We start from the raw sequence: 26,833 nt of genomic DNA, 5'->3' as shown, positions 1-26,833 counted from the left end.
TAGCTGGAATGCGGATGATTGAAAAGGCCGAACATCGTATCTGCGGGCGCAAGCGTCGATGCCTAAACAAGCGTGAAGCTAAGATTTGTAGATCTGTTTTATGATCGTGTAAGGACGGCGTTTCGTTTCTGAGTATATCTTCGCTATATATATACCTATGACACCCAGGAAAAGTATGATCATTCCGCCTATCAGCCATATAGAGGCCATGACGGACGTCCATCCTTCGAGGGGTGATAAAAATATGTATTTTTGTGAAACAAGATACAAAATATAAAGTAGAGAAAATACAGATATAGTTAATCCTGTATAAAATATCGAAACAAGAGGTTTGTTGCTGAAGGAAGTGATGGAGTTGACGAGCAGGGATAATTTTCTGCGAAGTGTGTATGAGGACGTGCCTTTGTTGAGTTTTTCGACGGTCTTGGCTTTCTGGGCGAAGCCGGTGATGTGCCAGAGGCCGGCGAGGAAGACTTCGCGCTCGTCATGCAGAAGCAGGGCTTGGACATAACGCCTGGACATCAGGCGGGCGACGATCACGTTGGCCGGCAGGGCAAGGCCCGTAATCAGGTTGAAGAGCCAGTAGAACCAGCGTCCGGTCCAACGTTCGAACCGATTGCCCTTCCGCGATTTTTGAACGCCGAACACGACGTCGCAGTTTTCGCCTTCGAGCGTCTCGGCAAAACTCCGCAACCAGTCGGGGTCTTCCTCGAGATCGGAATCGATCAGAAAGACCAGCTCCCCGCTGGCATGGGCCAGCCCGGTCATCATCGCCTTGTGGTGGCCGAAATTGCGCGACAGGTCGACCACCGTCACATGCGGATCGCCAAGCGCGATCTCGACCGCGCGCGCCAGGCTGTCATCCGGCGAGCCGTCATTGACCAGAACGATCTCGTAGGCATCGCCGGCAAAGGCGCGCGCCGCGCGCGTCGCACGGTCGTGAAATTCCTCGATATAAGGGGCCGAATTGTAGAGCGTGGAGACGATCGAAAGCCGGGGCCGGTCTCCGGCGGGGTTTTCCGTGGCGAGCGGCATGCCTGTCATTTCGAGCCTGGAGTGGGTTGGGGACATCGCGTTTCTTCAAATAAGCCCTGTCTAGGTATGCGCCTGTCGGCGAGGCGTCAAACGCGGCGGGCTGCGACGAGGCAACTCGTGCCGAGAAACCGCCTGTTTGCGCCCGACGAAATCAGCCGCCGCTCCCGCTCGAGCAGGGCGCCGACGATCCTGCCGGAAAGGCCGGACGGCAGCGCATGATCGCTCTGCTGGTCGGCGGGATCGGTCTTTGCGCCGCGACCGAACAGGCTTGGCAGGGTGCGAAAGGCGAAGACGGCCGGCACGAGGACGGAAAAGAAATAGCTGTCGAACTCGACCGCAAAACCCGTGTCTTCCAGAAGCGCCCGCAATCCGGGCAGCCTGTAGCGGCGAAAATGACCCGAATGCGTATCCTGCTGCGACCACAGCCAGCGATGGGCCGGCACGGTCAGATAAAGCTTGCCGTCGGGCCGCAGCGCATCGTGAAGCCGTTCGAGTGTGCCGCGATCGTCCTCGATATGCTCCAGAACGTCGAACAGCCCGGCGGCAGGCAGGCTGCCCGCCGGCACGCTAAGGTCCTGAAACGCCGTTTGGATCACCGCCAGTCCGCGCGCGCGTGCGTTCGAGGCCCCGACCGCGCCCGGTTCGACGACGATGCTGGCCAGGCCCGCCTGCGCAAGGCCCAGGCTGACGAAGCCGTTTCCGCCGCCGATGTCGAAGATCGGGCCTTGTGGGGGAAAACGCGCCGCTATCGAGGCGATGACCGCATTGCGGTGGGTGAACCAGAACGAGTGCGCCTCGATCTCGGCCAATGTGTCGTGGCCGCTTTCCGGGTAGGAAATCTCCGCCCCGGTCCGTCCCGTCCAGAAACAATCGGCCTGCCTGGCGAGCCCGGGGACTTCGGCGCACCACGCGTCAAGCCAGTCGGCAAGGTCAGTCATGCGTGTCGTCGACGCCCTCCGCTCTACGCCCCGACTTCAGGTAGCCCGCGGCCGCGGGACCCGTGTTGAGCACGAGGTCGATGATCGACACCGCGTGCTCGAAGGCGCCATGCAATTGCGGATACTCCCTGTAGCCCGAATAATCCATCCATTCGACGGCAATGCCGGCCTCGGCGAATTTTTCCAGGTCGAGATAGGTTCGTGCCGCCGGGCCGGACAGGTAGATATCGGCCTTCCTTTTGATGCAGATGTCCAGGACACGCTGGCTCGACCGGCCTTCGGCGCCGATCTGCGACGACAGCACGATCGGCGTTCTTATGGCCAATTCGCGGCAAAAAAAGTCGATGAAAACGCGATCGATCTCCAAAAGCGACGTGTTTTTCTCCGCGCTTTGATAGATTTTTTCGAGTTTTTGGAAAAAATCGTCGAAATAGGAAGCCTTTCGATAGTTTTGCGCGATGAAATCCAGATGTTTTTGGGCCCAGTTGGCGTCGATCTCGACGTGATTGATCGGCTTGAAGCTCGGCCCCGAGCGCAGCACGGGGAGAGTGAGCCATTTCAGCCCGGCCGGTGATTTCAGCCGGTTGCGATTGTACCAGGTGTTTTTGACATATTGCACGTCATCGAGAATGACGAACTCGTCGCTGAGGCCGATGAGGTCGAAATATCCTTTCCAGGGAATGTAGCAGGGCTGCACGATCGCAAGCCGTTTCGGCGCGCTGTCGTTTTGGGGTCGTTCGCCCATATCATCTCCTGCGCGTCATCACGGCGGTCCAGCAGGTGTGGCGAAGCGGCGGGCCGACTGGTATAGGACGGCGAAAATCGGAGCCTGCTTGACTATGCGTGCATTGGTAACCGGCGGCGCCGGCTTCATAGGGTCAGCGCTGGTGCGGCGCCTTGTGTCAGAAAGCGTCGAGGTTTTCAACATCGACAAGCTGACCTATGCCGGCGATCTGCGCACCGTGGCGGACGTGGCGGCGGCGCCCAACTATCAGTTCCTGCAAGCCGATATCTGCGATGGCGCGTTGATGTCGAGCGCCATCCGCGACTTCCGGCCGACCGCGATCATCCATCTTGCCGCCGAAAGCCATGTCGACCGCTCCATCGATGCGCCGGCGGATTTCCTGCGCACCAACGTCATGGGCGTATGGACGATGCTCGACGCCGCCCTTGCCTATGTCAAGCACGACGCGCCGGACCCCGACGCCTTCCGCTTCGTTCTGATCTCCACCGATGAGGTTTACGGAAGCCTCGGCGCGGACGGACGGTTTTCCGAAACCTCCGCCTATGCGCCGAATTCGCCCTATGCGGCCAGCAAGGCGTCGGCCGACCATCTCGCGCGCGCCTGGCACAAGACCTACGGGCTTCCGGCGATCATCACCAATTGCTCGAACAATTACGGTCCGTTCCAGCATCCCGAGAAACTCATCCCCACGGTGATCCGCGCCGCGCTGGCCGAGCAACCGATCCCGATCTATGGAACGGGCGCGAATGTCCGCGACTGGATCTTCGTCGACGATCACGTGCAAGGGCTCATCGACGCGATCGCGCGCGGGCATGCCGGCGAAAAGTACAATTTCGGCGGTGATGCCGAGACCTCGAACCTGGAGATGGTTCGCATGATCTGCGCCCATCTCGACGCGCTCGCGCCGCGCCGCGGCGGTGGCAGCTACGCCGAACTGATTGCGTTCGTGCCGGATCGGCCAGGACACGATTTCCGCTACGCCGTGGACTCGGCCAAGGCGGAGCGGGAATTGGGGTGGACACGGCGCGAGACGCTGCAGACCGGACTCTCGAACACGGTCCGCTGGTATCTCGACAATGGCGACTGGTTCTTGCCGGAGAAGAATTTCGGGCGGCAGGGACTGTCGAGTTCGATGGTTGTGCAGGGGCGGTAGCGGTTTGGCGATGACTGAATGGAAAGCGGTAATCATGGCCGGCGGTTCGGGCTCGCGGCTCGACCCTTTGACGCGGGCGATCAACAAGCATCTCCTGCCCGTCTACGACAAGCCGATGATCTATTTCCCGTTGACGACGCTGATGCTCGGCGGTTTGCGTGATTTCATCGTCGTCACCGCGCCCAAGCATGTGGAGCAGTTTCGCGCGGTGCTGGGCGACGGCAGCCATCTGGGCATTTCCATCGAGATCAAGGAGCAGCAACGTCCCGGCGGCATCGCCGAGTGTTTTCGGATCTGCCGTGCCGAATTGGAGGGCAGGAACACGGCTTTGGCGCTGGGCGACAATATCTTCTATGGCGCCGGCCTGACGACCCTCGTCCAGCGCGGCCTGGCGCATGAAACCGGCGCAACGATCTACGGCTATGAGGTCACCGATCCGTCGGCGTTCGGCGTCGTGGTCCTCGACCGGGCCGGGCGCCCGGTTTCGCTCGAGGAAAAACCCAAGGATGCCAGGAATGGTCTCGCCGTGCCGGGGCTCTATTTCTATGACCGGCACGTGTGCGACATCGCGGCGACATTGCGCCCTTCGCAGCGCAACGAACTCGAGATCACCGATATCAACAAGGCCTATCTCGAAAAGGGCCAACTCAACGTGGAGCCGATCGGACGTGGCATTGCATGGCTCGACGGGGGCACGCCCGACGATTTGTTCGAAGCCGGACAGCTTGTGCGTGTGCTTGAGCAGCGTACGGGAATGAGAATTGCCTGTCCCGAGGAAATTGCCGTGCGAAAAGGCTTCATCGATGTCGACTTTCTGCTTCGAAGCATCGAGGACTATCCCGAGAGCGGATACAAACGTTATCTTCGCGACGTCGTTGCGGGTATCGAGGCCTGAGAGTTTCTTATCGTCGGCCGACGGCAGGGGCACCACCTGCGTGCATGTCGTCAACGCGCGCAAAGCAGGAAAAACCCGAGGGTTTGACCCGACTGTCGGCCCTGTCCGCGGCGGTGATGATGTGAGATCGGACTGCAGCAAAGCCGGAACCTCCGACGCAATTGGGAGAGTGCTGATTGATCACGACATCGGTTGATAGCAGGCACGCCGGCTGGCGGAACGAGGCTTTACGTGTCCTCGGCGAGGAAGGTTATGTGACGGTCGCACATGTCGTTCCTCAAGACCTGATCGATCGTGTCCTCGAAAGTGCGGATCGCACGAAAGAACATGTTCGACGGATGGTTGGCCCCCGAAATTTCGAAAAGGCACGGCAACAGGGCGTAAGCGAGGTGCGGATGCCCTTTGCGGTCGAGCCGGTGTTTTTCGAATTTCTCGAACTTCCGCAGGTGCTCGAGGTCGTGGACGAGGTCTTGGGACCGCACGCGATCCTGCGGTTCCAGAACTTCAACACGACCGAAGACCAACAGGATCATTATCGCAGTCAGCAGCTCCATCAGAATTTCAGGTTCCCGCTCAAGAACGATGCCGGTCGCGCGGTCTTGCTGGAGATCGGGTTTCCGATCGGCACCAGCCCGCTTCACTTCGAGGTCGTTCCGCGCAGTCATCGTCTCGGCGAACCTCCCGGTCCGGCGGCGCTCGACAGCCAGTTGCGCCGTGTCACATGGCGCCAGGGCGAGATGTTTTTGTTCGATCCGTTCGTTTGGCATCGCGAACGCGTCGCGGAGGCCGGAACCGAGAGCCTGTCGGTCTTCCAGCAATTCTGCCGTCCATTCATCAAGCCACACGCCGACTACTGCCATGTGCTGGGCTCCGAGGCGCTTGGACGTCTGCCCGCGCGCACCCGGCGCCTGTTGGGAGAACACGCCCGCGTGCCGAAAAGCATGGCGGATTTTTACCTCCCGGAAGAACAGCGGCCCTATCGGTCCGGGCAATGGTGAGGCCGCCCGAACTGACCGTCGTGATTGCCGTCTATCGTTGCGCCGCTTCGCTCGAGGAGCTTTACCGCCGGGGCAACGCGGCGCTGCAAGCAGCCGGTCATTCGGCCGAATGGGTGTTCGTCGACGATGCCTCGCCGGATGACGCCTGGTGCGTGCTGCAATCGTTGTGCCGCACCGCGAAAAATGTCGGGGCAATCCGCTTCGAACGAAATTGCGGTCAGCATGCCGCCATTCGCGCCGGGATCGCCATGGCGAGAACACCCTGGACAGCGGTCATCGATGGCGATCTCGAAGATCGGCCCGAATTTCTCGTCGACCTGCTCGAGGAGGCCAAGGCCGGCCACGACGTGGTGTGTGCGGCAACACCCAGCCGAGGCGGCTCGCCGCTTCGCCGGCTGGGCAGCTTCGCCTATCGGCGGCTCGTCGGGCTGGAGGAGCCGCCGGGTTGGAAACTGCGCGTCTTCAGCGTCATTTCCGCGCGTGCCCGAAAAGCCTATCTCGCCGACAGACGATCGATCAGGTCCTATCTCCTGGTTTTCGCCGCAGCGGGATTTGAAATAAGAAGCTTGCCGTGCCCGGTCGAAACGCGAAAGGCGGGCCGCTCGTCCTATGGGGTCGGGCGTTTGATGGGCACGGCCGGGCGCAATCTGCTCCTGTTTCGGCGTCGTCTGCTTCTCGGCGCCTTGGGGGCGGTTCTGCTCCTGATCGCCGGCATCCAGGGACTGGCCGGCTCGACCTCGCTGCCTGGTCTATCGCTGTCGCTCGGCGTCATTTTCTGGATCGCGACCTATGCCGCCGCGTCGAGTTTGGCCGGCCGCTGGACCGGCCCGCAGGCGCGATCCTGTGCCCGGATCGGAAACCTCACGCCGCGATCTGCCGTTTGAAATAGGCGATCGTTTCCTTCAGCCCGTCTTCCAGCCCGACCCGCGGCTGCCAGCCGAGGCGGTCGCGGGCCTGGGCGATGTCGGGCTGGCGCTGTTTGGGATCGTCATGCGGCAGCGGCTTGAACACCAGCTTGGAACGCCCGCCGCACAGGCTGAGTATTTTCTCGGCCAGGTCGCGGATCGACATCTCGCTCGGATTGCCCATGTTGAGCGGCCCGATCAGCGTTGCCGGCGCGGCCATCATCCGCGTGAGGCCGTCGACCAGGTCGTCGACATAGCAGAAGCTGCGCGTCTGCGAGCCGTCGCCATAAAGGGTGATGTCCGCGCCGTTCAGCGCCTGGACGATGAAATTGCTCACCACCCGGCCGTCATTGGGGTGCATGCGCGGGCCGTAGGTGTTGAAGATCCGCACCACCTTGATATCGACGCCGTGCTGGCGGTGATAGTCGAAAAACAGCGTTTCGGCGCAGCGCTTGCCCTCATCGTAGCACGAGCGCACGCCGATCGGATTGACGTGGCCCCAATAGGTTTCCGGCTGCGGATGAATCTCCGGGTCGCCATAGACCTCGCTGGTGGAGGCCTGCAGGATGCGCGCCTTGGTGCGCTTGGCGAGCCCCAGCATGTTGATCGCGCCGTGAACACTGGTCTTGGTGGTCTGGACCGGGTCGAACTGATAGTGGACCGGCGATGCGGGGCAGGCGAGGTTGTAGATCTCGTCGACCTCGACATAGAGCGGGAAGGTCACGTCGTGGCGCATCAGCTCGAAATGCGGATCCTGCGCGAAGCCGGCCAGATTGTCCTTCACGCCGCAATAGAAATTGTCGACGCACAGAATGTCGCTGCCCTCGGCCAGCAGTTTCTGGCACAGATGCGAGCCGATGAAACCGGCGCCGCCGGTGACCAGCACTCTCTTTCGGTTCGCCACGCGCATGGCCCGGCTCCGCGGGGCAGGGGCGCTCCCCGATGGCCGCCCCGCTTGCGCGCCGCCAGGGGTTCGGCGCGTCCGGGCAGCCAGGCGGCCGGAACGCGCGGTCCGTGGTGACAGCTTTACGAAGCCCGGCCCCGCGTGGCAACGGCCAAGAGCTGTGTCCCGTCGCGGGGAATGTCGAGGCCTGTGCCCTTGTGCGGCCGCATGGGGCGCGCTAGAGCCGTCCCATCATGGCGGACGACCAAGAGCTTCTGCGCGAGATGGAACGGCTGGCGGTTCTCGCCAGCCGCGACATTCTCGATGTCGCGCGGCGCGGGATCGTGACGGAACGCAAAAAAGACGCTTCGCCCGTGACCGAGGCCGACCGGCGCGCCGAAAAGACCATTTTGGACGGATTGCGCCGGGCTTTTCCCGCAATTGCCTGTATCGGCGAGGAGGAGGCGAGCGCGGGTCTCGCCGATGCCGAGACCGGCGAGACCTTCTTTCTGGTCGATCCGCTCGACGGCACCAAGGAATTCGTCTGCGGCCGGCCGGACTACACCGTCAACATCGCCCTGATCAGAAACGCCGCCCCGGCGATCGGCGTGGTGGCGGCGCCGGCCACCGGCGAGCTCTACGCGGCCAGGCCCGGCCATGCCGAGCATGCGCGCATCGCCGCCGACGGCGCCATCGGCGCGCGCGCGCCGCTCGCCGTGCGGCCGGCGGCCGAGCCGCCTTTGGTGGTGGCGAGCCGCTCGCATCTCAACCGGGAAACCTCCGACTATATCGCGGCCTGTGGCGCCAAGCAGACCGTCTCGGTCGGCTCGTCGCTCAAATTCTGCCTGCTGGCCCGGGGCGAGGCCGATCTTTATCCGCGCTTTTCGCGCACCATGCAGTGGGACACGGCCGCCGGCGACGCGGTGCTGCGCGCCGCCGGCGGGCGCACGGTGGAGGTCGGCGGCGGCGATCTCGCTTACGGGCGGCGTCCAAGCCGGGCCGAGGCGTGGGCCAATCCCTGGTTCATCGCCATGGGCGGGGCGGTGCCGCCGGCCGATCCCGACCGCTGACCGCGCCCGCGAAAGGCGTCCGTCCGGCTCAGCCGATCTCGGCGCGCCAGGGCGGATTGGCGCCGGTCCGGGACACGGTGACGGCGGCCGCGCGTGCGGCAAGGCCAAGCGCGCCCACAAGCGCTTCGTGGCCGAGCCCGCACAGCGCGGCTTTCGACAACAGCCCGTTTTGCGACAGAAACGCCAGCAGCCCGGCATTGAACGTGTCGCCGGCGCCGAGCGTGTCGGCAACGGAAACCGGTGGCGCCGGGACCGTGACCGTGCGGTCGCGGACATGGCCGCTCGCGCCGGCCGCGCCGCGCGTCACCACAACCAGGCCGGGGCCGAGATCGAGCAGGCCGCGGGCGGCGTCGTCACTGTCGCTGCCGGTGAGCCACGCAAGATCCTCGTCGGACAGTTTGACGATGTCGCTCATCGCCATCATGCGCCGCAGGCGCGCCCGGTGGCGCTGCGGATCGGCGATGAAATCGGGACGGATATTGGGGTCGAGCACGATCACCCGGCGCGTCCGTTCGCGCGCCATCAGCGCCTCGTAGGTCGATCCGCACGGCTCCGAGACCAGGCTGATCGCGCCGAAATGCAAGGCCTCGACCGCGTCATCGAGGACCGGCAGATCCTGTAGCTCCAGCATCCGGCCGGCCGTGTTTTCGTCATAGAACAGATATTGCGCCTGACCGTCGCCGAGCGTGACGAAGGCGAGCGTGGTCGGCCGGCCCGAGCGGCGCACGTGGCGCGTGTCGACCCGGCTCGCCCGCAGCGCGCCGTCGAGCAGGGCGCCGAACGGATCGGTGGAAAGGCCGGCGAAAAAACCGGTTGCAACGCCGAGCCGGCCAAGCGCGACGGCGGTGTTGAACACCGCTCCGCCGGCCTGCGGCACATAGGCGACGGCGCCGGCATCGACGGGTCGGGGCAGCATGTCGATCAGCGCTTCGCCGCAGCACAGGATCATCGAGGTCTCGCAGTTTCGCCGGCTCGCCGGCGCTCGACCTTATGCCGGCAATCGGCCTTTCGACAATCCTTGCCGCGCCGGCAAGCGCACAAGGCCGGGCGCTGGAGATGGCCGGGCGATGTTTCTCGCGCCGGGCGGGAACGGGCGACCGGGGTCGTGGCCCGGACCTACTGGACCAGGACGGAACGGGCGCAGCGCACGCCGCTGACCTTGACGTCGGCCTCGCCGAGACGCACGCCGAGCACGCCGAGAAGGTCGGCCAGAAGATTGTCGATCGCCGGCGTCACCGCACCCAGAATGCCGGCCAGCGTGTTGGTGACGGCACCGAGGCCGAGACCGAGGCCGAGCACGCGCACCTCCAGGTCGAGCTCTCCAAGCAGCGACGCCGTCAGCGAGCTGGTGATGTCGCGTGTCGAGGCGGTCTTCACCGTCGCGTTGCGGATGTCGGTCGCGTTGAAGCGCAGATCGGTCGACCGGCCGTTGCCGATATTGACCCGAGCCTGGCCGCGCACCTTGATCAGCGGCACGGAGACGATGTCGGCGTCCTGGAAGGAAAGCGTTCGCGTGAAGTCGGCGAAACCGGCGCTCGACGTCTCGGCAATGCGCAGTTCGGCGATGCCCGGCCGCGTCGCGACCGTGACCTGGGCGCTGGAGGCGGTGCCGTCCGGGCAGGCGATGCGTTTCAGCCGGCCTTCCGCGTAGGCGACCTCCAGGAACAGCGGCAGCTTGATCGCGACGCCGCGCAAAATGCCGGTTCCGCCGATCTGGACGTCGATGCGCGCCCGCGTCTGGGCCGTGCGCACCACCGTGCCGTGTTCGCCGAGCGCGAACCAGCCGCTTTGCTGCATCGGTTCGCCGATCGCCACGGCGGCCGTGACCCGCGCCAGGCCGGGGATGGCCGCGCCGAGGTCGAGCGCGACCTGGTTCTGGCCGTTGGCGGCGACCGCGCTGCCGGTGATCAGCTCCATCACGCCCAAAGACGCGTCGAAGGCGCCGCGTCCGCTCCCGAGCGCCAGCGAGGCGGCTTCGCCGAGATCGATCATGTGCGACAGCGGCACCTCGATCGTGGCGGCGTTCGGGCTTGTGGCAATGGTGTGCAAGGCCGTCCTGAGCGCCGGGTTCGCACCGTCGGTGGCCGCCACCGCCTTGGCGATGTCGCCGATCGTGGCCTCGGTGGCCAGCAATTGCGAATAGGTGCCGGCATCGAGGTCGATTTCGGAGGCCAGCGCGTCGAGGAACCCGAACAGCGACACGTCGGCGTCGAGCAGGGCGTCGTAGTCCATCGCCGACAGCGACAGATTGGTGCCGAGCAACCCGCCGAGAAGATCGTTCACCAGCCCGCCATTCAGGCTTGCGAGCCGCGAGCCGATCGAAAAGGCGGCTTTCGGCGTCGCGCTGGCGGTTGAGGTGACGGCGATCGTCGGGCTGCCCATCAGGGTTTCGGCGAAGAAGCGCTTGCCGGTGCGGGTCAGGGTGACCCGCACCGCGTTCGGGTTGGCGTGATCGCGCTCGAAGCGGACCGACACCGGCAGATCGGGGTCGGGCGTGTACAGGCCCGTTTCGACGGTGAGCAGGTTTTCGCCCGCCGCGGGAATGTCGGGGTGCTCGCCGTCGCGGATCACCGTGATCGAGCCCAGACGATTGTCGCGAAGCGCCGCGATCACCGCGTCCTCGGCCGCATCGAGGCGCCTGGCCCCGGCGATCGCGGCGATGTCGGCCAAAGTCTGCACCTCGCGCTTTTCATTGTAGAGCGCGCCGGCGTCGATGGCGAAGGCGGCCATGGCCAGCGCCAGCGGCGCCAGAAAGGCGCTCATGGTGGCGAGATTGCCCTTGCGGTCGGTCAGAAAACCGGCGGCGCGGCGCAGACGCTTCGGGCGCGACGACGTCATCTCATAACCCTCCGACGCGAATGGTCGAAACCCGCCGGATCTCGGCCGGCGGCATCGGCAGCCCCTTCATCAGGTTCCAGATCGGCAGCGCGCGCGCGTCGTAAAGCACCGAGACCGTGAACTGGTTCGGATTGGCGGGGTTTTCCACGACCGAGAAGACCAGGCTGTCACGATCGATGAACGGATAGGAACTGGCGTTCGCGTCGACGAAACTGGTCGCCAAAGCGCGCCGTTCGGTAAGATCGAGCCCGGCGATCGCCGTGCGGGTGGCGTCGGCGGCGATCTGCTGCAGGGAGTGGGCGGCGGCGAGATGGATGCCGAACGCCACCATGCCCAGGAACATGGCCAGGAACAGCGGCGCCAGGATGGTGAACTCCACGGCCGTGGCCCCGGACCGGCAGGCGGCGAGGCGGCGAAATGCGAGAGGGGCGCACAGGGTACACATAGCGCCACTAGAGCATGCAGCCCATCACGCAATGCTAATGGCTGATACAACCTGGGCTGGCTTGCAGGTGTATGGCTGTCCCACCGGCGCCGGCGCCGGCGGCCGGTTCGGGCGCTGGTGCGCCGGGCTCGAAGCCGGGCAAGGCCTGCGCGCCAAACGCGGCGACCGCGCAACCCGCCTCCGCCTAAAGGAGCCTCGAAACGCGCAACGTGTCTCTGCCCCGCCGAACTCGGGCTTTCGACCGCGCGACCCGACGAAACCGCTTCAGCCGCGCGCCAGGGCCTCGTGTCCGTCGGCCAGGTCTTCCAGAAGCGCGCGCAGGGCAGCCGCCTTGGACGCGCCGAAGGTCTCCTCGATCCGCCGGCCGTGCGCGTCGGCGATCGGGCGCAGCCGCGCTTGAATGGCCAGGCCCCGGTCGGTGATATGAACCAGCACGCGGCGCTGATCGTCGGGGTCGGCGACGCGGTGGATAAGCCCGCTCGCCACCATCCGGTCGGCAAGCTTGGTCAGAGCGGGATGGTTCATCAGCACCTGTTCGGCGAGCGCTCCCATCGAGCGGCCGGCGCGGTCGGCGAGGATTTCCAGCACGCGCCATTGCTCCACCGAGATTTTTTCGGCCTGAAGCCGCGCTTCGAGCTCGGCATGCAGGCGCCGATGCGCCCGCGCGAGCTGGTAGGTCAAATACATCTCGATGGAAGGCGTCGGCACGTCGCTGGTCCCGTCCTCGTCCGGAAAATCGTTGTGCGCGAAGCGTGCGCTTTCGCGGCGATTGATTTGACCGCTTTATTCCGTTATTTTACTTGGAAAATGAAGCGGGTCAATTGCTGGGAGGCAAGAAGGATTGACCGCGGCGAGAATGATCGAGTTGAGGGGAAAATCCTTTCCGCCGCCCGGCCTGGTTTGTCCGGGCGATCTGGATCGCTTGTCGCCGATCGGCGGAACGCGGACGCATCGTGTCGCGGTTCTGGTGCCGATGGGCGGCTCGGCTGGGCTGTGGGGCCCGTCGTGCATTTCCTGCGCGCAACTGGCGATTTCGGAGGTCAATGCCGGCGGCGGCATCGCAGGGGTCGCGCTCGAACCGGTTTTCCTCAATTCCGACGACAGCTCGGTGAGCGATCTCGAATACGAGCTGAGCGGACTGGTGGAGGACGGCGTGGTCGCCGGCATCGTCGGAATGAGCGTCAGTTCGGTGCGCCAGCGGCTGAACAAGGTGCTCGCCGGGCGCGTGCCGCATATCTACACGCCGCTTTATGAAGGCCATGAGCACACCCCCAACGTTTACGCCATCGGCGAGACGCCCAGCGACCAGCTCGTGCCGGCGATCGCGCGGCTGTCCGACATGCTGTCGGCGCGGCGCTGGGCACTGATCGGCAACGACTATGTGTGGCCGCGCGCCTCCAACGCGATCGCCAAGCCCTGCATCGCCGCTCAGGGCGGGACGGTGACGTTCGAGGGTTACGTGCCGTTCGGCCTGGAGGAGCCGGCCTGGCTGGTCGAACGCATCATGCGTACCGAACCCGATATCGTGCTGATCTCGCTGGTCGGGCAGGACGCGGTCGAATTCAATCGCTGTTTTGGCGACATGGGACTCGACCGCAGCGTCTTCCGCTTTTCCACCGCGATCGAGGAAAACGTGCTGATGGCGACGGGCGCGGCCAACACCAAGCGCCTGTTCGCCGCGGCGTCGTATTTTTCGGCGCTGGCGACCGAGCAGAACCTGTCTTTCAAGGAGCGCTACCACGCCATCCACGACGGGGCCGCGCCCGCTCTCAATTCGCTCGGCCAGTCCATGTACGAAGGCATCAGCTTCTATGCCGGCCTGATGCGCCGGCGCGAGAGCGATGCACCCGGCCCGATTTCTTATGCCAGCGCCCGAGGCGGGGTGTTTTACACCAATGACCGCAAGGTCTGTCCGACCTATCTCGCGCGCGCCGACGGATTGCAGTTCTCGATCCTCGACCGCTTGTCCTGACCGATCCCGGCCCGTCGCGGTTTGCGCCGCGTCCGCTTCGGGCCGCCGGCGGGACGCTCGCCCAGCCGGACCCGATGTCAAAATTTACTTGAATTGGAAAATAAAACGCCTTAGGGTATTTTCCAATTCAAATAATAATCGCACGCAAGGCCGGGGAGGGTCGCGTGGCTTGGCTGCTTGGTATCATTCTCATCATCGTCGTGGCGGCGGTTGCGATCCTGTTTCTCAACCGGTTCTACGTGAAGTCGACGCGCGACGCGGCGCTGATCCGCACCGGCGCCGGCGGCCGTAAAATCATCATCGACGGAGGCGCTCTGGCGCTGCCCATTCTGCACCGCGTCGACCGCATGAACATGCGTTCGGTGCGCCTGCAGGTGGAGCGGACCGGCGGCCGGGCCCTGATCTCGGAAGACCGGTTGCGGGTCGATCTGACGATGGAGTTCCACCTGCGGGTCGACCCGACGCCGGACGGCATCGCCACCGCCGCCCAGGCGCTCGGCTCGAAGGCCTTTCGCGAGGACGAGATGCAGGCGCTGATGGAAGGCAAGCTCGTCGACGCCGTGCAGGCCGAGGTCGCGCGCCGCACCATGGACGCGCTGCATGTCGACCGTGGCGGCTTTTCCGAGGCGGTCGCCGTGCGGCTCGCCGCCAATCTGGCCAAGTCAGGGCTCGTGGTCGATTCGGTGTCGCTGATCCATCTCGACCAGACGCCGTTTTCGGATCTGGACGACAACAACGCCTTCAACGCTGTCGGCATGCGCCGCCTCGCCGAAACGATCGCGGAAAACCGCAAGGCGCGCGTCGACGTGGAGGCCGAGGCCGACACGACGGTCAGGCGGCGCCAGCTCGAGCAGACCAAGGAAAGGCTCGCCATCGAGCGCGAGCAGCAGGAATTCGAGATCGTCAGCAAGCTCGAGATCGAGCGCCAGCGCATCCGCCACAACAGCGAGCTGGAAACCAGTCGGACCGAAGCCGAACGGCTCGCCGAGGAGCAGCGCATCGCCAAGGCGCGCGACCTCAAACAGGCCGAGATCGACCGCGACCTGGCCCTGCGCCGGCGCGAGATGGAGGCGCTGCTGGAGGTCGAAGCGGCAAAGATCGACAACGCGATCCGCATCGCGGCCAAGCGCGGCGAGGAGACCGAGGAACAGGCCAAAGCCGAGGCTGCGCGCGTCGGGCTGATTGAGGCGCAGGAACAGGTGCAGACCTCGCGCGACCTGGCGGCCGCCGACCGCAGCCGCAAGCTGGCCCAGTTGAAGGCGCAGCAGGACAGCGAGACCGACGATGCCCGCGTGAAATCGAAAGTCTCTTCGATCCTGTCGACGGCAAAGGCCGAGAGCGAGGCCGTGCAATTGCGCGCCGCGGCCGAGCGCGACCGGCTGGTGGCCGAGGCCGAGGGACGCTCGGCAGAAATCCAGGCCGACAACCAGCAATCCGACGCCGTGCTGCGGGCCCGCGTTGAGATGCACAAGATCGACCGTCTGCCCGAGATCGCCACCCAGATGATGAAGCCGGTCGAAAAGATCGACTCGATCCGTATCAACCAGATCGGCGGTCTGGGCGGCCGCAACGGCGCCGGCGAGGGCGACGGCACGCCGTTCGGCCAGGCGCTGGACTCCATTTTGGGCATGTCGGTGCAGCTGCCCTTCATGAAAAAGCTCGGCGACGAGATCGGCCTCGATTTCGACGCCCAGCTTGCCGGCCGCACGGCCGATGCCGCCGGCCGGGCCGCCGCCGCGACCCGGCCCAAGAAAGACGGCTGAACGCCGCTGCGACCATCACAGGGGAGAGAAAGATGACCAGCAGACGCGAATTCCTTGCAGGCAGCGCCGCCCTGGCCGCGAGCGGCCTGTTCGCCGCCGTGCCCGGCGCGCGCGCCGCCGACCCGATCAAGTTCGGCTCGATCCTCGACATGTCGGGCATTTTCGACGCTTACGGCAAGCCGATGGACATGGCCATGCGGCTGGCGATCGACGAAATCAACGCCGCCGGCGGCCTGCTCGACCGTCCGGTCGAGGTCACCGCCTACGACACCCAGTCCGACATGGCGCTCTACACCCAGTTCGGCCAGCAGCTGGCCCGCCGCGACAAGGTCGACGTCGTGCATGGCGGCATCCTGTCGGCCTCGCGCGAGGCGATCCGCCAGACGCTGCGCAAGAGCGAGGTTCTTTATTTCTACAACGTGCTCTACGAAGGCGGGGTGTGCGACCGCAACCTGTTCGTCACCGGCGTCACCCCGGCCCAGCAGGTCGAGATCGTGGTGCCGGCCGCGATCAAGAAATGGGGGCCGAAGATCTACATCCTGGCCGCCGACTACAATTACGGCCAGATCACCGCGCGCTGGATGCAGAAATATGCCGCGGAGGCCGGCGGCGAGGTGGTGCAGACCGACTTCTTTCCGCTCGACGTCGCCGATTTCGGCTCCACGATCGCCAAGATCCAGAGTGCGGCGCCCGACATCGTGGTCTCGGCGCTGGTCGGCGGTGCGCATCTGTCGTTTTACCGACAATGGGCCGCCGCCGGCATGAAGCCGAAGATCCCGATGGCCTCGACCACGCTCGGGGTCGGCAACGAGCACAAGGTGCTGACCGCCGAGGAGGGCGACGGCATTCTGGTCGCCTACAATTACTCGCCCGAGATCGCCTCGCCGGCCAATGAGCGGTTCCTGAAGGGCTGGACCGACAAATACGGCGACACCAGCCTGATCCACGAGATCGCGGTCTCCAACTATCAGGGCGTGCATGTGTGGGCCGAGGGCGTGCGCAAGGCCGGCACGCTCGACCGCGACGCGGTGATCGCCGCGCTGACGCAGGGTTTGTCGATCGACGGTCCCGGCGGCATGGTCGCCATCGACCCGAAGACCCACCATGCCGTGCTCGACGTGCATTTGATGGAGTTCGCCGGCCAGAAGCTGAAGGTTCTGGAAAGCTTCGCCCAGCGCCAGCCCGTCGACACCCAGGGCGTGTGCGATCTCGTCGCCAACCCCGACGACAACACGCAATACGAAATCAAGATCTGACGCGAGCGCGGCCGGCCGACCGGGCCGGTCGCGACCGCTGCGGCCGCCGGCCGGGCAGGACAACGCGAACAGGGAGCGGGCCCGCATGGACCTCGCAACGGTCCTCATCGTCGAAATTTTCTATTCGATCGCCGTGCTGGTCGTCATCAGCGCCGGTCTGGCGGTCGTGTTCGGCATGATGCGCGTGATCAACCTGGCGCATGGGGAGTTCATGATGGCGGGCGGCTACGCCACCATCGTCGCGGTCAATGCCGGCATCAACATCTATGTCGCCATGCTGATCGTCGCCCCGCTCGTCGTCGGCCTGATCGGCCTGGTGGTCGAGCGCCTCGTCATCCGCCATCTCTACGGTCGCCTCGTCGACACGATGCTGGCGAGCTGGGGGCTGAGCCTGGTGATGATCGGGCTCGCCACCATGATCTTCGGCAACACCACCACCGGCATCTCGCCGCCGATCGCCGGCTTCGCCATCGGCGGCTACCAGGTCAACGGCTACAATTTCTTCATCATCGTCGTCGCCGCGCTGCTGCTCGTTGCCATGTACGCGCTGCTGGCCGGCACAAGGGCCGGGCTGGTCGCGCGCGGCACCATGCAGCGCGCCGACATGGCCGCCGCGCTCGGCTACAGTCCAGACCGGGTCTACATGGTCACCTTTTTCTGCGGTTCGGCGCTCTCGGGCCTCGCCGGCGGCCTGCTCGCCCCGCTCGTCGGTCTCGTGCCGACCACCGGCGGCACCTATATCGCCAAGGCCTTCATCACCGTGATCTCCGGCGGCGCGTCGATCATCGTCGGGCTTTTGTCGAGCGCGACGCTGTTCGGGCTGGTGTCCCAACTCTTCACCTTCGCCGCAAGCCCGGTGGTCGGCGAGGTGGCGCTGCTGGTCGCCGCCGTCGTGCTGCTGCGGCTTCTGCCGCAGGGCATCACCGGCCGTTTCTTCAGGGGGCGTCTGTGAGCGGGCGTCCGGATATCGGCGCGACTCTGGCCGTGCTCGTCGTCTTTACCCTGTTGGCGCTGGTCGCGCCGGCCGTGCTGGAAACCTACACGCTGACCATCCTTCTGATCTACGGTCTTTTGGCGATGAGCCTCGGTCTGGTCTGGGGATTCGGCGGCATATTGTGCTTCGGCCAGGCGGCGTTTTACGGGCTGGGCGCCTATAGCTACGCGATCGCCGCCATCAATCTCGGCGAAAGCACGCTGCCCTTCGTACTCGGCATTGTGGTTCCGTTCCTGTTCGCCGGCGTGCTCGGCGCGATGATGTTTTACGGGCGCCTGTCGGACGTCTATCTCGGCGTCATCACGCTGGTCGTCACGCTGATCTTCTTCAAATTCATGAACTCCACCGCCGGCCCGGAATATGCGATCGGCCAGGCGCGGCTCGGCGGTTTCAACGGCATACCGGGCTATCAGACGCTCAACGTGCCCGGCGATCCCGACGCCTATATCTTCGGCGACGATTTTTATTATCTCGTCGTGGCGATCGTCCTCGTCGTCTACGCCCTGCTGCGCTGGCTGCTGGCCAGCCCGTTCGGCCGGGTCGCGATCGCGATCCGGGAGAACGAGGCGCGGGTCGAGCTGATGGGTTACGACGCCCGGCTGCGCAAGACGACGCTGTTTGCCGTCGGCGGCGCGGTGGCGGGCCTGGCCGGGATGCTGTTTGCCAACTGGGCCGAAATCGTCACGCCGGGGCTGTTTTCGCTCGGCCAGTCGGCCGAGATCATCATCTGGTGCATCGTCGGCGGGCTCGGCACGCTGGTCGGCCCGTTCGTCGGCGCGATGCTGCTCGGCTATCTGAAATTCGCGCTCGGCCAGCAGGCGCTGATCGACAACACGCTCGTGCTCGGCCTGGTTCTGGTTCTGTCCGTGCTGCTTTTGCCGCGCGGCGTGGTGCCGACGCTCGGCCAGTGGGCCGGCCTGGCGCGCCGGCGCCGGCCCAGGCGCGCCCCGCGGCGCCGTTTGCGCCCCGCCCGGGGAGGCGCCGATGGCTGACATCGTGCTTGAGACCCGCGGCGTGACCATGCGGTTCGGCGGCGTCAACGCCGTCGACGGGGTCGACTTTTCGCTGCGCCGCGACGAGCTGCGCTGCCTGATCGGTCCGAACGGCGCCGGCAAGAGCACGTTTTTCAAATGCCTGGCCGGCATGCTGACGCCGAGCGCCGGCGAAATCCTGATCGACGGCCAGGAGACGACCGGCTGGCATCCGCACGAGATCGCCCGGCTGGGCATCGGCATCAAGACCCAGGTGCCGAGCGTCATGGACGGGCTTTCCGTGCGCGAGAACATCTGGCTGGCGGCGTTGCGCGTGCTCGGGCGGCAGGGAGCGGACGGCGCGGTCGCCGACGCGCTCGAGCGGCTCGATCTCGGCGATCTGGCCGCGCGCCCGGTCGGACGGCTGGCGCATGGCGAGCGCCAGCGCGTCGAACTGGGCATCGTGATCGCCGCCCGTCCGTGGCTGGTGCTGCTCGACGAGCCGGCGGCGGGCATGACGGCCGACGAGATCGAGCGGCTGGCCGCCGTGATCGCCGAGATCGGCAGTCAGGCCGCCATCATCATCGTCGAGCACGACATGCAGTTCATCCGCGCGATCGCCAGGACCGTGACTGTGTTCGCGCAGGGCCGCATTCTGATGGAGGACCATGTCGACGCCGTCATGGCCGATCCCAGGGTGCGCGACATCTATCTGGGCAAGAAGGGATAGCGCATGGCGAACGCTTCCGACGCTCTCTCGGTCAGGGCGCTGGCCGCCGGCTACGGCCGCATTCCCGTCCTGCACGGCATCGACCTTGCGGTCGGCGAGGGCGAGATCGTCGGCATTCTCGGCCATAACGGCATGGGCAAATCGACGCTTTTGAAGGCGGTGATGGGGTTCTTGCCGGCCACCGGCGGTTCGGTCAGCCTGGCCGGGACGGATATCACGACCCTATCGCCGCACGAACGCGCCCGGCTCGGCCTGGGCTACGTGCCGCAGGGCCGGGGGATCTTTCCCCAACTCAGCGTGCGCGACAATCTCCGGCTGGCCTGGCGCGACGATGGCGAGGCGGGCGAGCCCGACGCGCTTGCCGGGGTGCTGCGCGACTTTCCGCGCATCGAGCGCCTGCTCGACAGGCCGGGCGGCTCGCTGTCGGGAGGCGAGCAGCAATTGCTGGCGCTGGCCCGCTGCCTGATCGCCGATCCCTGGCTTGTCCTGCTCGACGAGCCGACGGAAGGCATTCAGCCCTCGATCATCGAGGAGATCGAGGAGACGCTGGCCAGGCTGCGCGCCGAACGGGGCCTGACCATCCTCCTGGTCGAGCAGAATTTCGATTTCATCTCCGCCCTGTCCGACCGCGTGCTGGTGCTGGAACGCGGCGCCATCAAGGCCGAGATCGACGCCCAAGCCCTCGCCGATCCGCGCCAGGTGGAAGCGTTTCTGGGTTTTGGCGCCGCGCGCCGCACCCGCCCAGGCAGCGCCCCGGCCGGGGCGGTCGACGCGGCGGGCCCGCCGGCGGCGGCTGCCGCGCGCGTTTTCGACGCGCCGCTGCGCCACGCCGTGCCGGCCCCGGCCCTGCCGCGGGTGCCGGGCGGTACCCGTGCGCCCGCATTGTCCATCCCCAACCCCGTCCCGGCGAGGGACCCGGCGAAAGCACAAGCCATGACCGTGAAACGACCCAGCCTCGACCAGATGCGCGCCATGCGCGACACGCTCGGCTTCTCGATGGCCGACGACGAGCTCGCCCGCTATCTCGCCGTCATGGAGCCCTATCTGCAAGGCTATGACCGGCTGAGCGCCACGCCCGACTTCCTGCCGCAGGTGAACTATCCGCGCGCGCCCGGCCACCGCCCCGACCCGGCCGACAATCCCCTCAACGCCTGGTACTACAAGACCGAGATCCGCGGCGCGCCGACCGGCCCGCTGGCCGGCAAGCGCATCGTGGTCAAGGACACGGTGTGCGTGGCGGGCGTTCCGATGATGAACGGCTCGGCGGTCATGGAGGGCTACGTACCGGAGATCGACGCCACCATCGTCACGCGCATGCTCGACGCCGGCGCGATCATCGTCGGCAAGTCGACCTGCGAAAATCTGTGCCTGTCGGGCGGCAGCCACACCAGCGCCACCGGCCCGGTGCACAATCCCTACAAGCACGGCTACATGGCCGGCGGCTCCTCGAGCGGCTCGGCGGTGCTGGTCGCCACCGGCGAGGTCGACATGGCGATCGCCGGCGATCAGGGCGGCTCGATCCGCATCCCGTCGAGCAATTGCGGCACTTACGGCATGAAGCCGACGCACGGCCTGGTGCCCTATTCGGGTGTGATGGGGGTGGAGCAGACCATCGACCATGTCGGCCCGGTGACCGCCAACGTCGCCGACAACGCGCTGCTGCTGGAGGTGCTGGCCGGCGAGGACGGGCTCGATCCACGCCAGTACAAACCCACGGTCGAGCGTTACACGGACGCGGTCGGGCGCGGTTGCCGGGGCTTGCGCATCGGTGTCCTGGCGGAAGGGTTCGCGCGGCCCGAAAGCGAGCCCGACGTCGACCTGAAGGTCAGGGCGGCGGCCGACGCCTTCAAGGGGCTGGGCGCCGAGGTCGAGGAGATCTCCGTGCCCGAGCATCTGGCCGCGCCCGACTACTGGACGGCGATCACCGTCGAGGGGCTGCAGGATTTCATGATGCACGGCAACTGCGCCGGCACCAATTATCGCGGCCTGTTCCTGCCGTCCATGGTCGACCATTTCGCCAGTTGGCGCGGCCGCGCCGACGAGCTGTCGGCGAGCCTCAAGATCTGCATGTTCCTCGGCGAATATTTCCAGACGCGCTATCGCGGCCGCTTCTACGGCAAGGCGCAGAACCTGATGCGCCGGCTGGCGATGCGCTACGACGCCGTGTTCGCCAAATACGACCTGGTGCTGATGCCGACCCTGCCGATGAAGGCGCAGCCGATCCCGCCCGCCGACGCGCCGCTGGATCTCTACGTGCAGCGCGCCTTCGAGATGGTCGGCAACACCGCGCCTTTCAACGCCTCCGGCTATCCGGCCATGAACGTGCCGTGCGCGATGAGCGAGGGGCTACCGGTCGGCATGATGCTGGTCGCCCGCAATTACGGCGAAAGCACGATCTACCGGGCGGCGTCCGCCTTCGAAAGCCTCGGCGACTGGCGTGCCATGTGAAGGGGAGCGTGCGATGACGATCTTGTCGGAATCCCTGGCCGGCAGGCTTTCGCAAAGCCTGTGGGACGCCAACGACGCCACCGAACCGGCGCCGGCGCAGATCGCGCCGCGCGACGGCAAGTCCTACGTTTCGGGCGAACGCACCATGCCGCTGCGCCATGTCACCATTCCGGCGATGTTCGCCGACACGGTGTCGCGGTTCGGACCGCGCGAGGCGGCGGTGTTTCGCCAGTTCGACAAGCGCTACACCTATTACGACCTCGACCGGGCGGTGGACGCGTTCGCCGCCGGCCTGCTCAGCCTCGGGCTGGAGCGCGGCGACCGCATCGGCATCTGGTCGCCCAACCGGCCGGAATGGCTGATCACCCAGTTCGCCACCGCCAGGATCGGGCTGGTGATGGTCAACATCAACCCCGCCTACCGGCTCTCCGAGCTCGAATACGCGCTCAACAAGGTCGGCTGCAAGGCGCTGGTCACCGCCGCCGCGTTCAAATCGTCAGACTATCTCGGCATGATCCGCACGCTGGCCCCGGAAATCGACACATGCGCGCCGGGCCGGCTCGCCGCGGCAAAGCTGCCGGCGCTGAAGATCGTCATTCGCATGGGTGCGGAGAAATCGCCCGGCATGTTCAACTTCGACGCGGTGCCGACCCTCGCCGGGCCGGCGCAGATGATGCGCCTCGACGCGATCAGCCGCGCGCTCGATCCCGACGATCCGATCAACATCCAGTTCACCAGCGGCACCACCGGCGCGCCGAAGGGCGCGACGCTGACGCATTACAACATCGTCAACAACGCCGCCTTCACCGTGCGCGCGATGGGGTTCGGCGAGGCCGACCGGCTGTGCATTCCCGTGCCGCTCTATCATTGTTTCGGCATGGTGCTGGGCACGCTCGGCTGCGTGACGGCGGGCGCGGCGATGGTGTTTGCCGGCGAGGCCTTCGAGGCCGGCGCCACGCTGGACGCGATCGTGGCCGAGCGCTGCACGGCCGTCTACGGCGTGCCGACCATGTTCGTTGCCATGCTCGACCATCCCGAATTCTCCAGTCGCGACTATTCGAGCCTGCGCACCGGCATGATGGCCGGCGCGCCCTGTCCGATCGAAGTCATGCGCCGCGTGGTCAAGGACATGCACATGCCCGAGGTGACGATCGGCTACGGCATGACGGAAACCAGCCCGATCTCCTTCCAGAGCGGCCCCGACGACGCGCTCGACGACCGCGTGTCGACGGTCGGCCGCATCCACCCGCATGTCGAGGTCAAGATCGTCGACGAGGACGGCCGCACGGTGGCCGTCGGCGCGCAGGGCGAATTGTGCACGCGCGGCTATTCGGTGATGCGCGGGTACTGGAACGACGAGGCGCGCACCCGCGAGGCGGTCGATCCGGGCGGCTGGATGCATACCGGCGATCTCGCCGCGCTCGACGAACGCGGCTATTGCCGCATCGTCGGCCGGGTCAAGGACATGGTGATCCGCGGCGGCGAAAACCTCTATCCGCGCGAGATCGAGGAATTCTTGTACCGCCATCCCAAGGTGGCCGAGGTGCAGGTGTTCGGCGTGCCGGACCCGACCTATGGCGAGGAACTGGCCGCCTGGATCGTGCTGCAGCCGGGCGAGCAGGCCAGCGAGGGCGAGATCCGCGACCATTGCCGCGGCCAGATCGCCCACTACAAGATCCCCAAATATGTGCGCTTCAAGCCCGAACTGCCGATGACGGTGACCGGCAAACCGCAGAAATTCCTCATGCGCAAGGCGATGGTCGAGGAACTGGGGTTGGAATGATCGATCAATTCATTGATATTTTTTGGAAATCCGGTCGGAGTAGCGGCGATTGGGGAGACATTTCGAACCTACAGGGTTCGCAAGGCCAAGGGCCGTCCGAGCTGATGCGAGGCCCCGACTGGAGCGAAGCCCGGAGGGCGACAGCGCGAGGTCAGATAATGGCGGGGGTAGAATGACTTGAACCCGCGGCCTGCGGACTGGGACTCCGCCGCTCTATCCATCCGAGTGACGAGCGTGTGGATCGTCATTGTCCTCCAACTGGAAGGCGGCACGCTCCAAAAGGCTCTTGTCGCCTTCTTGAAGCACATTCAACAGCGCGGTCTTTTCGCGCCTGTAGACCCTCCAGAAATCGGGATCGCGCGCCTTGATCGATGCCGTGTTGTCGATCAGGTCTGCGAGCTTGATCGTCTTGGCTTCTGGTGGAGCCTTGGCGATGTGGTCGCGGTCCATCGCCTTGCGCGTTGCACGATTGCCGTCCTCCGGCTTCGAAACATCGCTCAGCCAACCGACAAGCTCGGCAACCTTCGCGCCAAACTGGGCCTCGATTTCTTCGATTGTGACAAGGGTGTCCTCGACGACATCATGCAACAGGGCGGCTGCGATCATTTCGGGCGTATGCGGCACCGATTTTACGATTTCGGCTACCGCTATCGGATGGACGATGTAAGGCTCCCCGGTATATTTTCGTTGCTGTCCAACCGCCGCATGGGCCGTGGTCGCAAACACAAGCGCTTTCTCATACATGGTCCATGTCTTTCACCGGCTAAAACGCTGCAATCGCCCTGCATTTGGGACATTGCACGATCTTCCCCGTCTTGCACCGGCCGGTCGAGCTCCAAGAGGCGCCTTCGACAGGGGCGAGGGGGGCTGCGGTTAATCCTGATCGGCCATCGACGTTGGGTTTTTCACCGCTGGCGTCCCACCAATCCCAATCCTGGCGAGAAATCATATCGATCAGTGTTTTTCCCGTGTTGCCAAACACAGCAGCGGCGCGGTGCTTGGCATCATCTACGGCGGCGACAAGAGTGCCCCGGCTGTCTCCTTTGACGAAATAGTGCGCATCGTCTGTCTCCATCTGTGGAGGGCAGAACGCTGCTGGAAGGATGGGATTCAGGGGGGCTGTGCGCGTTTCTTGTGCGCCGTCTGGTCGGAGTGGCAGGATTTGAACCTGCGACCCCCTCGTCCCGAACGGTGTAGGCTTCGCAAAAACTCAACGAATTCAACGAAATAGATCGAGGCCGATCGCGCTTCGTTCATCCCATGTTCCGCGAAACGGTCCGGAAACGGTCCGGTCTGGATCGATGTTCTCAGTATGCGTCGGCCGCCGCCTTCTGGAAGTCGGGATCGTTGTGCAGATAGGTGCGCTCGTACTCATCGACCGTCAAGCCGAGCGAGGCAGCGGCTTCGTTCGAAGGCACGTTCTTCTGGGCCAACCACGTCCCACGCGTGTGCCGAAGGATGTGAGGCGTCACGTCCGATGATAGGCCGGCGGCGGCTATGGCTGCCCGGAATGCCTTGTTCTCCTTCGTGAGCGGCTTCCCATAGTAATGAACCACATTGCGCAGACCGGTCTTGCCGTCCTTCCATCCGTCCAGGCGCTTCCACCGCTTCATGTGACCGAGCAGCTTTCGCGCGATCTTCACAGGAGGCTTGCGCTTGTTGTGGGCCACACGCTCGCCCTCTGCGCGGCGGAAGATCACACCCCTATCGACGTCGGCCCACCCGCCCGACGTGTTTCTCATCCATTGCAGGTTCTTGATGGCGCCGGGTCTTGTCCCTGTGTAGAGACCGATCAGTACGAGGCGCGCGAGATGCCGGCCGCGATGGTATGGTCGGCGTTTCCAGAACGCGTTCGCGCCGCTCCCGACCCTCTCCCACCCCATGCATGCCCACAACAGCGCCGCGGCTTCCGAGCGTGTCAGATATCGCTCCCGCGGCTGGCTCTTATCCGGCAGCGTGATCGCCGGCAGGAGGTCCAGCCCGTGTTCCTTGTGGTAATACTGGATCGCGGCGCGCAGCGTTTCCAGATCCCGCCTGGCACCCGATGCTGTCTTGCGATGCGCGGCGTAGTTTCGGCAGGTCTTCCCCTTGATGAAGAGCAGCGGTTCGCCGCCAAAGAACTCGTTGAGCCTAGCGACGGCTTGCTCGGTTTCCTTCGGGCGAGCCGTGCCGTCGGCCTTGTCGATCAGATAGACTGCGAGAACGTCGCCTACCGTGATTTCAGCGGCACGACCGCTGCTCGGTGGTTGCCATTTGTCGGCGATGTAGTCTGCGAGCTTTCGTTCCGCTTCCTCAACATCCGCCTCACCGCATCCTGTCCCGACACGGCGTTTCCCGTCCTTGATGACCCACAACTTGGTGTCGGGACGGAGCCAGAGGCGGGGTGGCTTGCGCTTCTGAGGCATCGCTGTTTCATCTCCTCGATCGCGCGCCTTGTGACGAAGTCCTTCCTGGCGATCTGCATGATATCGAGATTGCCCCTTGCCGCCTCGGTGCGCAACGCTGAGGGCGACAGCCGGCCACCAAAGAACAGACGGCACGCCTCGGCAAGCGTGACAGGCTCGTCATCCCCGATATCCACGATATCGCGCGCGGCCTTCGTCACCCCTCGCCCCCATCCGTTTCGAGCCGCGCATCTTTCCTGCTCCATCCGTGCATTCGACCACACTCGGGGCAGGGGCCGAATCCACCGCCGTCAAGTTGTGCCGTTTTAAAAGAGGATCGGTCCATCACCCACCCGGTCGAAACGGGCTTGCCGGTCACGGGGCAGTCGATGATGATCTTGCTCATTCCGGGCCTCAAGATTCGTATAGGTTATCGGTGTTTGCGTCCCAGACGGCCTCGAAATCCGCACCCAGCGGCTCTTGGTCATCCGGACGCGCAGGCCTGACCGATCCACCGCCGCTACCCGCCGCTTCATGGCCCGGGCGCCAATTCCACTGTGAAACGGCGTCGGCGATGGTGTCGTGTGCACTGGTTCGCAGCCCGCACCGGGTGCAGACCGCGAAAAA

Annotated in this window: 25 protein-coding genes; 13 read left to right on the top strand and 12 right to left on the bottom strand. The window is 65.2% G+C overall.

Annotated elements, in window-relative coordinates:
* Positions 1-78: 78 nt before the first annotated feature.
* The 3 genes from C7T96_RS10490 to C7T96_RS10480 are packed head-to-tail and all read right to left on the bottom strand — an operon-like array spanning position 79 to position 2,718.
* Positions 79-1,071 (bottom strand): glycosyltransferase family 2 protein, encoded by a 993-nt coding sequence (locus tag C7T96_RS10490; RefSeq protein WP_199190450.1) that lies wholly within the window; start codon positions 1,069-1,071, stop codon positions 79-81.
* Between the two features lie 50 nt (positions 1,072-1,121).
* Positions 1,122-1,973, bottom strand: a complete 852-nt coding sequence (locus C7T96_RS10485) for a class I SAM-dependent methyltransferase (protein WP_106571176.1) — start codon at positions 1,971-1,973, stop codon at positions 1,122-1,124.
* Positions 1,966-2,718 (bottom strand): WbqC family protein, encoded by a 753-nt coding sequence (locus C7T96_RS10480; RefSeq protein WP_106571175.1) that lies wholly within the window; start codon positions 2,716-2,718, stop codon positions 1,966-1,968. The genes C7T96_RS10485 and C7T96_RS10480 overlap by 8 nt, the downstream gene beginning before the upstream one ends.
* Positions 2,719-2,812: 94 nt before the next feature.
* Between C7T96_RS10480 and rfbB the strand changes: the two genes are divergently transcribed.
* The 4 genes from rfbB (at position 2,813) to C7T96_RS10460 (ending at position 6,648) form a co-directional block, all read left to right on the top strand.
* Positions 2,813-3,871, top strand: a complete 1,059-nt coding sequence (rfbB, locus tag C7T96_RS10475; protein ID WP_106571174.1) for a dTDP-glucose 4,6-dehydratase — start codon at positions 2,813-2,815, stop codon at positions 3,869-3,871.
* Between the two features lie 10 nt (positions 3,872-3,881).
* Complete coding sequence (rfbA, locus tag C7T96_RS10470) at positions 3,882-4,766, top strand: glucose-1-phosphate thymidylyltransferase RfbA (RefSeq protein ID WP_106571173.1); 885 nt, start codon at positions 3,882-3,884, stop codon at positions 4,764-4,766.
* Between the two features lie 176 nt (positions 4,767-4,942).
* Positions 4,943-5,764, top strand: a complete 822-nt coding sequence (locus tag C7T96_RS24020; protein WP_158264338.1) for a hypothetical protein — start codon at positions 4,943-4,945, stop codon at positions 5,762-5,764.
* Positions 5,758-6,648, top strand: coding sequence for a glycosyltransferase (locus C7T96_RS10460; RefSeq protein WP_158264337.1), 891 nt, complete (start codon positions 5,758-5,760; stop codon positions 6,646-6,648). The genes C7T96_RS24020 and C7T96_RS10460 overlap by 7 nt, the downstream gene beginning before the upstream one ends.
* Here C7T96_RS10460 and C7T96_RS10455 read toward each other — a convergent pair.
* On the bottom strand, positions 6,626-7,579 hold the full coding sequence (locus C7T96_RS10455) for a UDP-glucuronic acid decarboxylase family protein (RefSeq protein WP_106571170.1): 954 nt from the start codon (positions 7,577-7,579) through the stop codon (positions 6,626-6,628). The genes C7T96_RS10460 and C7T96_RS10455 overlap by 23 nt on opposite strands.
* Positions 7,580-7,806: 227 nt before the next feature.
* Between C7T96_RS10455 and cysQ the strand changes: the two genes are divergently transcribed.
* On the top strand, positions 7,807-8,622 hold the full coding sequence (cysQ, locus tag C7T96_RS10450; protein WP_106571169.1) for a 3'(2'),5'-bisphosphate nucleotidase CysQ: 816 nt from the start codon (positions 7,807-7,809) through the stop codon (positions 8,620-8,622).
* A 28-nt stretch (positions 8,623-8,650) separates the two neighbouring features.
* On the opposite strand, the gene C7T96_RS10445 is transcribed toward cysQ, so the two are convergent.
* From C7T96_RS10445 to C7T96_RS10430, 4 genes are all read right to left on the bottom strand, one after another.
* On the bottom strand, positions 8,651-9,571 hold the full coding sequence (locus C7T96_RS10445) for a carbohydrate kinase (protein WP_106571168.1): 921 nt from the start codon (positions 9,569-9,571) through the stop codon (positions 8,651-8,653).
* Between the two features lie 167 nt (positions 9,572-9,738).
* The gene (locus tag C7T96_RS10440; protein WP_106571167.1) at positions 9,739-11,460 is read right to left on the bottom strand and encodes a TadG family pilus assembly protein; all 1,722 of its coding nucleotides are present in this window, start codon (positions 11,458-11,460) and stop codon (positions 9,739-9,741) included.
* Between the two features lies 1 nt (position 11,461).
* Positions 11,462-11,839 (bottom strand): TadE/TadG family type IV pilus assembly protein, encoded by a 378-nt coding sequence (locus C7T96_RS10435; protein WP_238719690.1) that lies wholly within the window; start codon positions 11,837-11,839, stop codon positions 11,462-11,464.
* A gap of 330 nt (positions 11,840-12,169) precedes the next feature.
* Complete coding sequence (locus tag C7T96_RS10430) at positions 12,170-12,613, bottom strand: MarR family transcriptional regulator (protein WP_127596575.1); 444 nt, start codon at positions 12,611-12,613, stop codon at positions 12,170-12,172.
* A gap of 133 nt (positions 12,614-12,746) precedes the next feature.
* Here C7T96_RS10430 and C7T96_RS10425 point away from each other — a divergent pair, with 133 nt between their 5' ends.
* The 8 genes from C7T96_RS10425 to C7T96_RS10390 all read left to right on the top strand — a co-directional run bounded on the left by C7T96_RS10425 (position 12,747) and on the right by C7T96_RS10390 (position 23,822).
* Positions 12,747-13,877: a substrate-binding domain-containing protein gene (locus C7T96_RS10425; RefSeq protein WP_127596578.1), complete on the top strand. Its 1,131-nt coding sequence runs from the start codon at positions 12,747-12,749 to the stop codon at positions 13,875-13,877.
* 164 nt (positions 13,878-14,041) lie between these two features.
* Positions 14,042-15,640, top strand: coding sequence for a flotillin domain-containing protein (locus C7T96_RS10420; RefSeq protein WP_106571163.1), 1,599 nt, complete (start codon positions 14,042-14,044; stop codon positions 15,638-15,640).
* Positions 15,641-15,672: 32 nt separating this feature from the next.
* Positions 15,673-16,896 (top strand): ABC transporter substrate-binding protein, encoded by a 1,224-nt coding sequence (locus C7T96_RS10415; protein WP_106571162.1) that lies wholly within the window; start codon positions 15,673-15,675, stop codon positions 16,894-16,896.
* A gap of 85 nt (positions 16,897-16,981) precedes the next feature.
* Positions 16,982-17,848 carry a branched-chain amino acid ABC transporter permease gene (locus C7T96_RS10410; RefSeq protein WP_106571161.1) on the top strand — a complete coding sequence of 289 codons (867 nt, stop codon included), beginning with the start codon at positions 16,982-16,984 and terminating at the stop codon, positions 17,846-17,848.
* Entirely contained in the window at positions 17,845-18,882 is a 1,038-nt protein-coding gene (locus C7T96_RS10405) for a branched-chain amino acid ABC transporter permease (protein WP_106571160.1), read from the top strand. Before C7T96_RS10410 ends, C7T96_RS10405 begins: the two co-directional genes overlap by 4 nt.
* The gene (locus C7T96_RS10400) at positions 18,875-19,591 is read left to right on the top strand and encodes an ABC transporter ATP-binding protein (RefSeq protein ID WP_106571159.1); all 717 of its coding nucleotides are present in this window, start codon (positions 18,875-18,877) and stop codon (positions 19,589-19,591) included. The genes C7T96_RS10405 and C7T96_RS10400 overlap by 8 nt, the downstream gene beginning before the upstream one ends.
* Before the next feature lie 3 nt (positions 19,592-19,594).
* On the top strand, positions 19,595-22,039 hold the full coding sequence (locus C7T96_RS24350; protein ID WP_106571158.1) for an amidase: 2,445 nt from the start codon (positions 19,595-19,597) through the stop codon (positions 22,037-22,039).
* 145 nt (positions 22,040-22,184) lie between these two features.
* Positions 22,185-23,822 (top strand): AMP-binding protein, encoded by a 1,638-nt coding sequence (locus C7T96_RS10390; protein WP_245414132.1) that lies wholly within the window; start codon positions 22,185-22,187, stop codon positions 23,820-23,822.
* A gap of 213 nt (positions 23,823-24,035) precedes the next feature.
* On the opposite strand, the gene C7T96_RS10385 is transcribed toward C7T96_RS10390, so the two are convergent.
* From C7T96_RS10385 to C7T96_RS23855, 4 genes are all read right to left on the bottom strand, one after another.
* Positions 24,036-24,566 carry an HD domain-containing protein gene (locus C7T96_RS10385; protein ID WP_106571156.1) on the bottom strand — a complete coding sequence of 177 codons (531 nt, stop codon included), beginning with the start codon at positions 24,564-24,566 and terminating at the stop codon, positions 24,036-24,038.
* A gap of 19 nt (positions 24,567-24,585) precedes the next feature.
* Positions 24,586-24,897: a hypothetical protein gene (locus C7T96_RS23860; RefSeq protein ID WP_146149169.1), complete on the bottom strand. Its 312-nt coding sequence runs from the start codon at positions 24,895-24,897 to the stop codon at positions 24,586-24,588.
* A 232-nt stretch (positions 24,898-25,129) separates the two neighbouring features.
* Entirely contained in the window at positions 25,130-26,227 is a 1,098-nt protein-coding gene (locus tag C7T96_RS10380; protein WP_106571155.1) for a tyrosine-type recombinase/integrase, read from the bottom strand.
* Between the two features lie 196 nt (positions 26,228-26,423).
* Positions 26,424-26,612 (bottom strand): hypothetical protein, encoded by a 189-nt coding sequence (locus tag C7T96_RS23855; RefSeq protein WP_146149168.1) that lies wholly within the window; start codon positions 26,610-26,612, stop codon positions 26,424-26,426.
* Positions 26,613-26,833 lie beyond the last annotated feature (221 nt).

The organism is Nitratireductor sp. StC3 (genome assembly GCF_003015025.1).
Classification (GTDB): domain Bacteria; phylum Pseudomonadota; class Alphaproteobacteria; order Rhizobiales; family Rhizobiaceae; genus Mangrovimarina; species Mangrovimarina alexandrii.
The sequence above is the reverse complement of the archived record's forward strand: the minus strand, read 5'-3'. Positions and strand labels throughout refer to the sequence as shown.